15 protein-coding genes are annotated in these 13,766 nt (G+C 36.0%); 3 read left to right on the top strand and 12 right to left on the bottom strand.

Going from position 1 to position 13,766, the window contains the following annotated elements; all coding sequences use genetic code 11:
- Positions 1 to 14: 14 nt before the first annotated feature.
- The 7 genes from HN014_RS03235 to HN014_RS03205 are packed head-to-tail and all read right to left on the bottom strand — an operon-like array spanning position 15 to position 5,902.
- On the bottom strand, positions 15 to 740 hold the full coding sequence (locus tag HN014_RS03235; protein WP_176027456.1) for a LytTR family DNA-binding domain-containing protein: 726 nt from the start codon (positions 738 to 740) through the stop codon (positions 15 to 17).
- 13 nt (positions 741 to 753) lie between these two features.
- Positions 754 to 1,074 carry an Hpt domain-containing protein gene (locus tag HN014_RS03230; RefSeq protein ID WP_176027455.1) on the bottom strand — a complete coding sequence of 107 codons (321 nt, stop codon included), beginning with the start codon at positions 1,072 to 1,074 and terminating at the stop codon, positions 754 to 756.
- Positions 1,067 to 2,227, bottom strand: a complete 1,161-nt coding sequence (locus HN014_RS03225; RefSeq protein WP_176027454.1) for an ATP-binding protein — start codon at positions 2,225 to 2,227, stop codon at positions 1,067 to 1,069. Before HN014_RS03225 ends, HN014_RS03230 begins: the two co-directional genes overlap by 8 nt.
- A gap of 6 nt (positions 2,228 to 2,233) precedes the next feature.
- Positions 2,234 to 3,334 (bottom strand): FIST signal transduction protein, encoded by a 1,101-nt coding sequence (locus HN014_RS03220; RefSeq protein WP_176027453.1) that lies wholly within the window; start codon positions 3,332 to 3,334, stop codon positions 2,234 to 2,236.
- A 2-nt stretch (positions 3,335 to 3,336) separates the two neighbouring features.
- Positions 3,337 to 4,971: a PAS domain-containing sensor histidine kinase gene (locus HN014_RS03215; RefSeq protein ID WP_254884083.1), complete on the bottom strand. Its 1,635-nt coding sequence runs from the start codon at positions 4,969 to 4,971 to the stop codon at positions 3,337 to 3,339.
- On the bottom strand, positions 4,928 to 5,473 hold the full coding sequence (locus HN014_RS03210) for a heme NO-binding domain-containing protein (protein WP_176027452.1): 546 nt from the start codon (positions 5,471 to 5,473) through the stop codon (positions 4,928 to 4,930). The genes HN014_RS03215 and HN014_RS03210 overlap by 44 nt, the downstream gene beginning before the upstream one ends.
- A 21-nt stretch (positions 5,474 to 5,494) precedes the next feature.
- Entirely contained in the window at positions 5,495 to 5,902 is a 408-nt protein-coding gene (locus tag HN014_RS03205; RefSeq protein WP_176027451.1) for a response regulator, read from the bottom strand.
- A 199-nt stretch (positions 5,903 to 6,101) separates the two neighbouring features.
- Between HN014_RS03205 and era the strand changes: the two genes are divergently transcribed.
- The 3 genes from era (at position 6,102) to der (ending at position 10,310) form a co-directional block, all read left to right on the top strand.
- Positions 6,102 to 6,986 (top strand): GTPase Era, encoded by an 885-nt coding sequence (gene era / locus HN014_RS03200; RefSeq protein ID WP_176027450.1) that lies wholly within the window; start codon positions 6,102 to 6,104, stop codon positions 6,984 to 6,986.
- A gap of 200 nt (positions 6,987 to 7,186) precedes the next feature.
- Positions 7,187 to 8,704: a choice-of-anchor I family protein gene (locus HN014_RS03195; protein WP_176027449.1), complete on the top strand. Its 1,518-nt coding sequence runs from the start codon at positions 7,187 to 7,189 to the stop codon at positions 8,702 to 8,704.
- A 298-nt stretch (positions 8,705 to 9,002) separates the two neighbouring features.
- A complete protein-coding gene (gene der, locus HN014_RS03190; RefSeq protein WP_176027448.1) occupies positions 9,003 to 10,310 on the top strand; it encodes a ribosome biogenesis GTPase Der in 1,308 nt (435 codons plus the stop codon).
- Between the two features lie 96 nt (positions 10,311 to 10,406).
- Here der and HN014_RS03185 read toward each other — a convergent pair whose 3' ends face one another.
- The 5 genes from HN014_RS03185 to HN014_RS03165 are packed head-to-tail and all read right to left on the bottom strand — an operon-like array spanning position 10,407 to position 13,764.
- Positions 10,407 to 11,219, bottom strand: coding sequence for a YgcG family protein (locus HN014_RS03185; protein ID WP_176027447.1), 813 nt, complete (start codon positions 11,217 to 11,219; stop codon positions 10,407 to 10,409).
- Positions 11,220 to 11,657, bottom strand: coding sequence for a TPM domain-containing protein (locus HN014_RS03180; protein WP_176027446.1), 438 nt, complete (start codon positions 11,655 to 11,657; stop codon positions 11,220 to 11,222).
- 2 nt (positions 11,658 to 11,659) lie between these two features.
- The gene (locus HN014_RS03175; RefSeq protein ID WP_176027445.1) at positions 11,660 to 12,259 is read right to left on the bottom strand and encodes a LemA family protein; all 600 of its coding nucleotides are present in this window, start codon (positions 12,257 to 12,259) and stop codon (positions 11,660 to 11,662) included.
- Positions 12,260 to 12,316: 57 nt separating this feature from the next.
- On the bottom strand, positions 12,317 to 12,646 hold the full coding sequence (locus tag HN014_RS03170) for a MerR family transcriptional regulator (protein ID WP_176027444.1): 330 nt from the start codon (positions 12,644 to 12,646) through the stop codon (positions 12,317 to 12,319).
- A 2-nt stretch (positions 12,647 to 12,648) separates the two neighbouring features.
- The gene (locus HN014_RS03165) at positions 12,649 to 13,764 is read right to left on the bottom strand and encodes a CapA family protein (protein WP_176027443.1); all 1,116 of its coding nucleotides are present in this window, start codon (positions 13,762 to 13,764) and stop codon (positions 12,649 to 12,651) included.
- Positions 13,765 to 13,766 lie beyond the last annotated feature (2 nt).

Raw genomic sequence — 13,766 nt, 5'->3', positions numbered from 1 at the left:
AATTAGACCCTGGATCAGAGTAAATTTAATCGCCTCATCAATTCAGGACGGTTAGAACGACTTACCGGGATTACATCTTTGGCAATTAACACACTATTGTCTTCAATATCAATAATTTTTTGAGTATTGATAATATAGGAACGATGTACTTTTAAGAAAAGATCCGTAGGCAATTTCTCTTCAATCTTTTTTAAGGTAGAATGAACCGTGTAATTCTGGCGATCCGTCTTTACTTTGATATAATCCCCTTTTGCTTCAATGAGATAAATGCTGGGAATGTCGATTTTGATAAGCCTTCTGTCGATATTGACATATAGATCATTTCCGGAATCCGTTGTTTTTGAAGAAGTCGCTTCTTCTTTTTCAATAGCTTTGGTTGGGGTAACTGTCTTCGCTGCCTCTGCTTTTTGCAATGCTTTTAAGAACCGAGGTAAGGTTACTGGTTTAACCAGATAATCTACAATGCACTCATATTCAAAAGCTTCTAAGGCAAAATCCTTGTCAGAGGTTGTCAAAATAATTTTAGGAGGGTTTTTTAATGTCTGAATAAAATCAAACCCAGTAAAGTCAGGCATATGAATATCTAGAAAAATAAGGTCAACCTCTTCTTTATTTAGAAATTTCATAGCTTGTATTGCATTAGGGAACTCTTCAATTACATCGAGATCCTTGGCATTACTACACAATTGCCTTATAATAACTCTTGCTGTTTCTTCATCATCAATGATAATACATTTCATGTTGGTTATTGGTTTAAAGGTTTATAAGAAAATCTTCTATTGAACTTAAAGTTAGCATAAATTTCGGAAATAAGGTAGTTTTATTTAGCTTCAACTCCTCTTCAAAATCAATAGCCAGAGTATACCCGTTTTCTAGCCCCATCATCCCGATTTTATGCTTTAATTTATGTACATTTTCAGCTGTTTTTCGATATGCTTTTGCATTATAGTTATTGAGAAATTCTGATTTTTCAGCAGGAAATTCTCTTTTGACAATATCAATTAACTGTTGCTCGAAGGCTTCTGATCCTCCCGCAATCTCTTTGATGTAATCTAGGTTCGGTTTTTCAGTCATGGTTATTTTTTTTTATGGTAAAATGGAATATGGTGCCCACACCCGGGGTAGAGGTGATCCAGATTTTTCCGTCGTAATAGTCAATGATTTTTTTTACAATAGAAAGACCTATTCCGGTTGACGATTTTCGAGTGCTTAGCGATTGAAACATCTTGAAAATTTTATCGTGATATTTTTTGGGGATTCCCTTGCCATTATCTTCTATCTCGAATTCCCAGTATAAAGGAAATTCCTTATATCTGATATCGATAATCCCTTTTTCTTTATCCATGTTTTGAATCGCATTTGTGATCAGGTTTTGAAACAACTGCTTCATCTTGAAACGATCCGCATGCAGAACGGGAATGTGTTTTTTGATAGTGATTTTTATATGGTCAGGTACCGTAATCTGAGTAAAGATTTCCTGGAGTAATGAATATAAATTAACCTTAGTGTTTACATGTTTTAATTTCTTGTCTATTACTGCGTATTCTAAAATTCCATTGATAAGATTATCCATTTTTTCTATGTTATCCTCCATCTTATCCAGGTATCCTTTAATCGTTTGATCTAATGTTTCAGGATTGTCTTCCTGTATCCAATTGATCAGGGTATTGATGGACCGAAGGGGAGATTTTAGGTCATGAGATACAATATGTGCATAATCATTGAGCTCCTGATTCTGAATGGCTAATTTTTTGAGTAGTTTTTCTTGCTTGGAAAAGGATTCACAGGCATCTAATGAAAGAATGAACTTGTTAATGATAGGTTGTAGCTGGGCAATTTCTTTATCAGAAAAAGCAGGAAGTTGTGTTTTGTAAAAGAACAACCCTCCGTGGTTTTTTAGATTAAAAAACAAGAATGATCCCTGGTCTATGGCAACCGGAGATACTTTGGAGATTACTTCCGGAATCTGTTCAGTGGCTAGCACCTGATGCGAAAAAAAAGAAGAAACCTCTTCTTCCTCTACGGATGGGAGCGAATTAGAGATATAAGAAGGGTATGAGTATTGAGGGAGATACCCGTTGACTTCTTTTTTGAGGATCCAGCAGGCACTTAAGTTTTTTCTGGCAAGGACGAGTTTTAAAAAATTTTCACAGTTCGTTTGATAGTCTAAAGAATTACCAATAGCCATCGAAAACTCATAAATCTGCAAAACGTCACTAATATCCATATTGTTTTATTCTAAAAGCCCAACGACAATTGTTTTGTTAAAAAATTCCAGATATCCGTTATAAGAAGAGATCTCCCCCAGAGTCAGTGCCCCTGCGATAGGAATATCTTTACTCTTTTGTTGTAGTGCCTGTACGGTACTATTGAGCTCTTTCGGAAACTCATCTTCTAAAAATAATACTCGGGAAATACAGTCGATAATAAATGCATTTTGAGGGTGTTTTGAGGCATTTAGTGCATGGCTGGCAGCTTGTTCCGCAGAGGAAATCAAAGCATTGTTTTCTCCCTTTAATACATCCAGAACAGTATTTTCAGGAACTTCTCCGACACAGATAAGCTCTCCTCTCTCATTAGTGGCAATAGGGTCCCGGACCACACATTCAGCATCTTCCTTAATGATTCCGAAGGGATACCCTTTAGCGATATCAAAGAAGTTGTCAATTTTCAGAGTAGTAGAAGAATCCGGCTCTATAATACTTTTATAGACATCTAATGCATTCATCCAATTGATTTGTTCAATCACATTTTTATTGGTTTTGGTGGCTATGACCGGACCGGATATTTTTTTCCACCCATGTTTCACACCAATACTAACCTGACATTTAAAAAGGAGGCAGATTGCCGCATTCTGAAAAAAACCATCATTTGTAAAAATACATGGCTTCTGAATCAGGGTTAGACTTCCAGCCCCTCCTCCCAGGTAAGAGGAGCTATTCCCGAATTGACGATATAATTCTGATAGATAGTGAGAGATGTTTGAAGAAAGCCCATCGACGAATGTAAATGCACAATAGCTGTGATTTTTATCCAAAGAAACCTTAGGGATACTAAAGTCTTTTGTGTCTAGATGATTGCAGACAAATGTAGTGACCACTTCTTCTATAAAATTAATAACGATTCCCTCTTTATAAGACTTATTTTGAAATATAACCTGCGGAAAAATTCCTCCGGCACAAGCAATTTCCTGTGCATTACAAGCATCAATTAAAGCCGTAATATCGATAGGAGTTTCTTCTGCTATGAAGAATAAGATCGTTGTAGAGGCAACTGATTTTCTCTGGCGAATACACTGTATGATCTCTGTAATATCGGTCGTATTTATATACATAATTATCTTTTTTTAATACTGAAATAAAAGGTAGTTCCAATAGTAGGGGTGCTTTCTAACCAAATATCCCCTTCGTATAGGTCTACAATTTTTTTAACAATGGAGAGTCCTATTCCCGTGGAATCTTCATGTTTCCCCAAAGACTGAAATACTTTGAAGATTTTATCGTGATATTCTTTCTCGATTCCTATTCCGTTATCCTCTATAGAGAAAACATAGTATGATCCGTGATCCTCAAAGTCGATTTCTACAGTTCCTTTGTCTTTATCATTGTAGTTGATAGCATTACCGATAATATTCTGAAACAATTGCTGAATTTTTGTTTTATCAGCTTTTATTATCGGTAGTGGTTGCAATGTCGAAACAGTGATATGTGTAGGGATGTAAATAGTACTGGTAATATCTCTAATTGTTTTATTGAGATCTACCTCTTCATTTTCCATCTCATTTTTATTGCCGGCACTGGAATAATTAAGAATATCACTGATGAGGTTCTCCATTTTTTCTAGTGTAGTCTCAATCATCGATATGTGATTCATGGCCGTATCATCTAAAACCTCTTCATAATCTTCCCTGAGCCAATTGACTAAAGCATTGATGCTTCGCAAAGGAGATTTCAGGTCATGAGATACAATATGTGCATAGTCATTGAGTTCCTGATTACTTTTTTCGAGGTCTTTTACCAGTTCCTCCCGTTGCTTTTCAAAAGCCAATTGCTCAGTTATGTTTTCAATAATGGCAACTTGATGCGTAATACTTCCTTGCTCATTTTTTACAGAAGTTACATTGGTTTTTGCCCATACAGAAGAGCCATCTTTTCGCTGATATCGTTTGTTAATAGTAAAATGATCAATCAACCCCGCATTGAGTTGGTGTCGTAGACTTTCTCCGGTTTGTTGATCCTCTTCCACGGTAATATCTTTGACAGCAACATTCAGCAACTCTTCCTTCTCATATCCTAATAATTCCTGGAAAGAAGCGTTGGTTTGAATAATTTTACCGAATTGTGCCAGGACAATTCCCAGGGAAGAATTATTAACAATAATATCTAATTGTTTCTTTTGCTGTTCAAAAGCTTTTTTTTGAGCAATTTCATCGGTAATATCCCGAACAATTCCCTGAGCAGCTATCGGTTTTTTTTCTTTGTTATAGATAATACTGGCATTGATGTGTACAGTACGAACACCTTTATGTTTTGTATAGACTCTTGCTTGATAATCAGAGAAAAACCCCTGGTTGATCAGTTGCTGGAACGACTTCATTGCATATTGATAATCTTCTTTATAAATAAGTTGTACTACATTGAGTTTTTCTTCTTTGATATCATATCCGAATAGCTCAGTAGCTGTCGCATTAAAGTTTATGACATTCCCATAGATGTCCATCAATACATAGGCGTCTACCAGATTGTCAAAAACACCTTGTAACTCAGTTTTTTTTTCATTAACGAGATCTTCGAGTTTCTCGTTGGTTTCTTGTAATTCTTGAGTGAGGTAGAATAATTCCTTGGATTTGCTTTCCAGGATTTTTTCTGCCTGTTTTCGGGCAGCTTTTTCTCTTTGTAGGGCTCTTTTTAATATGTCAATTTCTGAATTATCCATTGGTTTTGACAATGCTGAATTTAACTTCCGTTCCATCTGATGTAAGTTTTTCGTACGTTATTGTAGCCTTTGAATCAAAATGTTCGAATGTTTTTCGCATTAGTCCTAACCCAAAGCTGTACATAGCTCTGCTGGATTTGTAGATCATAACCAGTTTATCCGAAGTTTTTTCTACGATTTGAAAGGTAGGAAGTTCAGCTTCTGGATAAATTTTTTGTACCTCTACATGAATGTGGTTTTCTATAGAGGCTAATAGTTCTAATGGATCTTTATATCGTTTAATAAGATCCGGATATTCATTAGCCAATACATTAAAAAAATGTTCTGCATATACTAATAGCAAATCGTCTATTGCTATTTTGGTTTGTTGGCTGAGGTTTTTCAACAAACTGAGCATTTCTGAAAAATCATACGTGCCAATTGCAGTATAAACCCCATTAGAAGGGAGGTCTGATTGTGCAATGATTTTATCAACCATTTCCAGACCGAATTTTTCCTCAACCAATTCTAAAAATTCTGTAAATACGATACCTTTCATCCTATGTTGGTGTTTTAGTTATTATTGTATGAGCTCATTTTCACTCCAATATTCAACTAACCTTTTTATTTTAGCCACATAGTCCTGGTATTTTAATGGTTTTACAATGTATCCTGCAATGCCTGTTTCATAACATTCTTTTAGGTCACTATGGTTATTAGATGTACTCAAAATTACAACAGGGATGTACATCCATTTAGGGTCGGCTTTAAGAATTTTGATGAACTCAATTCCGTTCATTTTTGGCATATTTAGATCCAGAAATATAACATCCGGGACCCTTTCGTTGTCTTTTAATGCCTCTAAAGCTTCTTCTCCATTTGTCGCTTCAATAATCTGATGCGGGTATTGGTTTTTTTGTAAAACTCTAGAAAATTTGATTCTTTCTATTTCGTCATCTTCTACTAATAAAAAAGTTAAGTCTCTCATTTTAACATAAGTTAAGGTGAATAATCAATATTTACAAGAATAAATTTCTTCTTTTTTCTCCTAAAAACGATTGTATTTCGTTCAGTTGGTTTTATAGTTCGGTGAATGGTCTTTTTCGATAGACGAATGGAAAAAAGAAGAGTTCCTTGTTGTAATTCTATCAATTGAGCTAACTTTGCAGCGAATTAATCGATAGGAAATGGGACATAAAGCAGGCTTTGTAAATATAATAGGAAACCCAAATGTAGGGAAGTCCACACTCATGAATGCCTTTGTAGGAGAAAAGTTATCAATAATTACCTCTAAAGCTCAGACGACCAGACATCGTATTTTGGGAATTGTCAATGGAGATGACTTTCAGGTAATTCTGTCAGATACTCCAGGGATTATAAAACCAGCATATGAACTCCAATCTTCCATGATGGATTTTGTAAAGTCAGCTTTTGAGGATGCCGATATTCTGATATATATGGTAGAGATAGGAGAAAAAGCTTTAAAAGATGAAGCTTTCTTTACTAAAATCTCCAATGCTTCGATCCCCGTGTTGTTATTGCTTAATAAAATAGATACATCCTCTCAGGAAATTTTGGAAGAGCAAGTACAGTATTGGAAAGAAAAATTACCGAAAACAGAAATTTACCCTATTTCTGCACTGGAAAACTTTAATGTCAAAGAAGTGTTTGATAGAATTGTTAGTCTGTTACCTGATTCACCACCATTTTATCCAAAAGACCAATTAACAGATAAGCCAGAACGCTTTTTTGTCAATGAAGCCATTAGAGAAAAAATACTGTTGCACTACAAAAAAGAAATTCCATATGCAGTAGAGGTAGAAACAGAAGAGTTTTTGGAAGATGAAGATATCATCAGAATACGATCAGTTATTATGGTGGAACGAGAATCCCAAAAAGGAATTATTATTGGGCATAAGGGAACTGCATTAAAAAGAGTAGGGGTAGAGTCCAGAAAAGAATTGGAAAAGTTTTTTGGAAAGAAAATCCATATAGAATTATATGTAAAAGTAAATAAGAATTGGAGAAGTAGCGAACGTCAACTAAAAAGATTTGGCTATAATAATAAATAGAAAACATCCGGTTTTATACAATATAAAAAGCGATCATTCTTTGATGGCTTTTTTTGTGCTCTAAACTAAGACACCGTTTTTTATCTTTTTTTTGAAAATATTAGGGATTATTTAAAGATTATTTAATTAGGGGATAATGCTTCGTAGCTGTTGTATTGGTGAATTTTAACACATTAACTCATTTAATACACATGAAAATTATGAACGTTTTACAAAAAGCAATTGTTTTAGGAGCAATTTTAGGCGGAGCATACTCTTGTATTCCTGATGACCATAGTGGAGGAGGAAATGGAGATCCGTTGACTTTTACAAGAATAGGAGGCTTTGTTAATGGCACAGGAAAAGAAGGGTTTGTCGAAATTACGGCATTTGATCCGGAAACCGATAAGTTATTTATTGTCAATCCGGCAGCCTCACAACTTTCTGTTTGGGATTTATCTGATCCTAAAAGCCCGGTACATCTTACAGGTATTCCAGTATCAGGAACCCCAAACAGTGTTGCGGTTCATGATGGAGTAGTTGCAGTAGCCGTAGAAAATGGTGGAAATCCGCAAGCTCCGGGAGCAATTACGACCTATGATACAGAAGATTATCAATTACTTGCTGAATATACTGCCGGAGCAATGCCCGATATGGTTACGTTTAGCCCCGATGGAAATTATATAATTGCAGCAAATGAAGGGGAACCAAATGATGATTACTCTAGTGACCCGGAAGGTTCAGTGACCATCGTAGAAGTTGAAACAGGAATGGTCAATCAGCTAGATTTTGAAGGGTTTACGGCTGAGAATATTGGAAATGACTTTCGTGTTTTTGGTCCTTCTGCTACTTTTTCTCAGGATGTAGAGCCAGAGTATATAGCAGTAGCAAAGAATTCTAAAACAGCATATGTAACCTTACAGGAAAATAACGGAATTGCAATAGTAGATTTAACGAATAAAGTTATTAGTGATATCGTAGGATTAGGTGTTAAAGATCACACATTGGCATCGAATAAAATAGATGCAAGTAATAAAGACGATATCTCCGGGAATTTTAAAAACTGGCCGGTATATGGAATATTTATGCCAGATGCAATTACCTATACCACCATTGGAGGAACTCCATATTTAATAACAGCAAATGAAGGAGATGCCAGAGACTATAAAGGATTCTCTGAAGAAGAACGAGTAAAAGACATACTATTAGACCCAACGGTGTTTCCGGATGCAGCTGAATTACAGAAATCAGAAAATCTGGGGAGATTAAAAATAACCACTGCTCAGGGAGATACAGACGGAGATGGTGATTACGATACTTTATATTGCTATGGAGGTAGGTCTTTTACTATTTGGACTACCTCGGGAGCACTGGTATATGATAGTGGATCTTTTATTGGAGAAAAAACATGGGAGTTACAACCAGAGCTGTTTAATAATGATGAAGGGAAAACAGATGGGAGGTCAGATGACAAAGGTGCAGAACCGGAAGGAGTAGAGATATTAAAAATAGGAGAGAAGACATTGTTATTTGTAGGATTAGAAAGAACAGGAGGCGCGATGGTTTTTGATATAAGTAACCCTAGGTCACCTGTCTTTTTGGAATGGCTAAGAGAAACAGCTGATGTGGGACCTGAAGGACTGGTTGCTGTTACTGCAGAGGATAGTCCTACAGGAAATGATTTGATCATTATTTCTAATGAAGTGTCTAATTCAGTATCAATTTACGAAATAAAATAGTCTTCCATAGAAAGTTTGCTGTTTTGCAGTAACCACCTTATAATGATTGTTTTCTATATTTGTAATAAGTAATTATTTCACTGACTGATTATCAACTATGAAAAAGTTCCATTGGCAATGCGCTGCCTTTGGACTTTTTTTTTACTATCCTTTTTAAGAAGAATTTTAGAGGTTTTTTTATAACAGTTTTATATTAAATACAGGGTATTGTGCAAGATATATACTGGTTTGATAAAAAAGAAAGGAGACTTCTAAAATAAAAAGCCTAGTTTTGCAGAAAATTTCAGAATAAAAATCAATGGGTAGTATAGTAGCAATTGTAGGACGACCTAACGTAGGAAAGTCTACCTTTTTTAATCGTTTGATCAAAAGAAGAGAAGCTATCGTAGATGCAGTTAGTGGAGTGACGCGTGATCGTCATTATGGAAAAAGTGATTGGAATGGAAAAGAATTCTCTCTGATAGATACAGGAGGATATGTCGTAGGGAGTGATGATATTTTTGAAGCAGAAATTGACAAGCAGGTAGAATTAGCTATTGATGAAGCAGATGCTATTATATTTATGGTAGATGTAGAATCAGGAGTTACAGGAATGGATGAAGAGGTTGCAGAGTTGCTCAGAAAAGTAGAAAAACCTGTGTTTTTGGCGGTGAATAAGGTAGATAATGCACAGCGGGTAGCTAATGCAGTTGAGTTTTATTCACTAGGGTTGGGAGAATATTATACAATAGCTAGTATTAATGGTAGTGGAACTGGAGAATTACTGGATGCTTTGGTAGAGAAGTTACCAGAAGAAGATGATACCGTAGAAGAAGAACTACCCAGATTTGCCGTAGTAGGGAGACCAAATGCAGGAAAATCTTCATTTATTAATGCACTGATAGGAGAAGATCGCTATATCGTAACCAATATTGCAGGAACGACCAGAGATGCGATTGATACGAAGTACAATCGTTTTGGGTTTGAATTCAATTTGGTTGATACCGCTGGAATCAGAAGAAAATCTAAAGTAAAAGAAGACCTGGAGTTTTATTCGGTTATGCGATCGGTAAGGGCTATTGAACATAGTGATGTTTGTTTACTGTTAGTAGATGCTACAAGAGGGTTTGATGCGCAGGTGCAAAATATCTTTTGGCTGGCAGAACGAAATAGAAAAGGGGTTGTTATTTTAGTAAATAAATGGGATCTGATAGAAAATAAAGAGAGTAATACACTCAAAGATTTCGAAAAACATATCCGAAAAAAAATAGAGCCTTTTACAGATGTGCCTATTGTTTTTATTTCTGCTCTGACCAAACAACGAATTTTTAAGGCAATAGAAACAGCTGTAGAGGTATATAAAAATAGATCAAAAAAGATCAAAACAAGCGTGATGAATGATGTCATGCTACCAATTATAGAACATAACCCTCCACCTGCATATAAAGGAAAATATGTAAAAATTAAATATTGTATGCAATTGCCGACACCGCAACCACAATTTGTGTTTTTCTGCAACTTGCCACAATATATTAAGGATCCGTATAAACGATTTGTAGAAAATCAGTTGCGAAAAGAATTTGATTTTCATGGAGTTCCGGTAGCAGTGTATTTTAGGAAAAAATAAAAAATAAGACTTGGATAATAACAAAAGCACCATATTTAATGGTGCTTTTGTTATTTTATGTTTTTATTATTTCTTCTTTCTTCTTTTGGACTTTAGTTACCAGCTACCTCCAGCTCCGCCGCCGCCGAATCCACCACCGCCGAATCCACCACCGAATCCACCACCGAATCCACCACCAGAACTGCCTCCGCCAAATCCGCCACCACCGAATCCGCCTCTTCCCATATTGCTTAGGATGATCACATCCAGAAGGCTGTCTCCCATAGAAGAACGGTTTCCTCCTCTTCCGCCGCCGCCATTTCTACCTCGTTTAGAAAAAGAAATTATGATAATGACGAAAATGATAAAGAAAAACAAGATGGGAAGAAATGAAACATCGTTATCAGACTTCCTGCTACCTTTAAAGGTGCCGTCCAGTACTTTGAAAATAGCAGTGGTGCCATTATCTAAGCCTCGATAGTAATTTCCTTGTTTGAAATGAGGAGTGATGATTTGATCAATAATAGTTTTGGATACATAATCCGTTAATTTTTCTTCGACCCCATATCCGGTAGCAATCCATATTTTTCGATCATTTTTAGCGACGAGAAGTAGTATCCCGTTATCATCCTCTTTTTGTCCAATACCCCATTTATGGGCCCATTCGGTAGCATACGAGCCAATATATTCCCCATTAAGTGATGGGATAGTTGCAACTACAATTTGAGTAGAGGTTGTATCGCTATAAGTAATGAGCTTATGTTCTAATCTTTTGAATTGCTGTGCTGATAAAAGTTTTGCTCCATCATAGACACTTGTCTGATTAGAGGGTCTTTGAGGGATGGTCAGCTGGCTATTTCCTGTAAAAGGAAGCCATATAAATAGCAACAGAAATGTTATAAGACGAATATGATATTGATAATTGTTCATTTAGCCTTTTGAGATTTCGTCAGAGAGTTCATTCGTGTCATTGTGATCCCAGGGGAAATAATGTTGTAATTGCTCTCCGGCAAGTAGTACTCCATCGATAATACCCTGAGCATACTTCTCTTGTTTAAATTGAGAAAGAATACGGTCTTTAGTTTGTTCCCAGAAATTATCAGCAACAACGTCATTAATACCTTGATCTCCGTAGATGACAAATTGACGATCTTCTACAGCAATATAAATAAGTACTCCATTTCTCTGAATGGTATTATCCATTTTTAGATAATGGAATACCTCTCTCGCTCTTTCAAAAGAATCTTTATCGGTGCTTTTTTCCAGGTGAACCCTGATCTCTCCGGAAGTTGTTTTTTCTGCAGTACGAATGGCAGCAACAATCTTTTGTTCCTCATCAGCACTTAAAAAATCCTCTACCTTAGACATGATTAAAAATTAAACTCGACATCAGGTTTTTTCTCTGTTCCCGGATCTGACTTGAAACGAGTCATCTCATTAAAATTACCAAAGAGACCAAGTATGAAATTATTAGGGAATGATTTTACATACTTATTAAAGATCCCTACTTTTTCATTATAGCGATTGCGCTCTGTGTTAATTCTATTTTCTGTTCCCTCCAGCTGGGTTTGCAAGTTTAGGAAGTTCTGATTAGCCTTTAGGTCTGGATAGCGTTCTACTGTCACCAATAGTTTGGAGAGGGCAGAAGATAAGCCTCCCTGTGCTTGTTGGAACTGTGCCATTTGCTCAGGGGTAATATTGCTAGGGTCGATAGATACTGAGGTTGCTTTTGCTCTTGCTTCAATAACCTCTTTTAAGGTGTTTCTTTCAAAATCAGCAGCTCCCTGTACCGTTTTCACCAGGTTACTAATTAAGTCACTTCTTCGTTGGTAGGCACTTTCTACATTAGACCAAGCTGTTTTGGCATCTTCTTGAAGCCCAATAGCTGTGTTGTATCTTCCTGCAAATAATGAATATGCAATACCTGCAAGTACCACAATAACGATAATAGGAATCAATAGTTTTTTCATGTGTTGTGTGTTTTGTAATGCTTCGTATATTTTTTGGGTAATAGGTTTGTCGTAATCTTATAATTGATCTTTGATTTTTAATAATTGACCTTTAATAGCTTCTAGTTTCCGAATGATATCAAAACTATCCAACGCTTCTAGTTTTTGTTCTTTTAGGTGGATTTTAGCTCCTTCTAATGTAAACCCTCGTTCTTTAACTAAATGATATATAAGCTCCAGGTTTTTTACATCTTCCTGAGTGAATTTTCGATTGCCTTTTGCATTTTTTTTAGGTTTTAGAATATCAAATTCTTTTTCCCAAAAACGAATCAGAGAAGTATTGACCTCAAAAGCATCTGCTACTTCTCCGATACTGTAGTATAATTTTTTAGGCAAATTTATATACATACTTACTCTTTTAATTGTTTGAAAGTTCCATCTTCTTCAAAGATTAGTTTGCTTTCCGGAAAATCACTTTGGGTAAGTTGTTTGATTTCTTTTAAGGCACGTTTTTTATCATCCATATAAGGGTATACTTCATCGACTTGTTTTGCAGAGTGTAGCTTCCCGGAAATGAACTTTCCTTTGGGATCAATGGTAATTTCCGCTATCGGAGCATATCCTTTAATACCTGATAAATTAAACCTGGAATAGGTGCAGAAGTTTCCTAAGCTATATGCTATAAATCGATCTTTGTACACTTCGAATGCTCTGGATACATGTGGTCCGTGTCCTAAGATAACATCGGCACCAGCATCAATCATCGTATGTGCAAAACGATATACATCTCCTCTGTCTTCTCCATAAAAACGCTCTGTTTTTCTGGGGACATGAGTATGTTCAGCTCCTTCAGCTCCGCCATGAAAAGAAACAATCACAATATCTACCTGTTTTTGTAATTCGGTTACTATCTTCTTAGCATTGCTTAAGTTATGAATTTTTATGCAATCTTTATTAGGAGCAAAGGCACAAAATCCATATTTAATTCCATTTTTTTCAAAGATTGCAGAGGGTTTGGCAAATACACCTGCGTAAGCAATGTGATGCTTCTCTAATGTTTTGGCAGTGTTTTTAATTCCGATACTTCCAAAATCACCAATGTGATTATTGGCAATACTCATGACATCAAATCCGGATTCCTCAAGATACTTTCCGAAGTATTCAGGAGATCGGAATGAATAACATTTTGATGGGTCGGAGCATCGTTTTGCATTTTCACCAGTGTCAGTTAAAGTTCCTTCCAGATTGCCAAAAAGGATATCTGCTTGCTGTAGAATAGCATTGACATCATCAAAAGGACCTTTTCCGGCAGGAGGAAGATAGCTTTTGTTAGGAAAATCAGTTCCCATCATAATATCACCTACAGCCATTAATCTAATAGAAGCTGGTTTTTCGAGTTTTTTTAAAGCTGCTTTTGTCTGTACAGCCAATGTGTGTATTGAGTCAAGTCTTTCTCCTCGGTATTTCTGAGCCTGAATAGTATATCCTAGACCCAAAAAAATAAATAATAAGAGTGCTTTGCGCATGT

The sequence above is a fragment of the Aquimarina sp. TRL1 genome (assembly GCF_013365535.1).
GTDB lineage: Bacteria > Bacteroidota > Bacteroidia > Flavobacteriales > Flavobacteriaceae > Aquimarina > Aquimarina hainanensis.
Note: the sequence above shows the minus strand (reverse complement) of the source record. Positions and strands in the feature narration are given on the sequence as shown.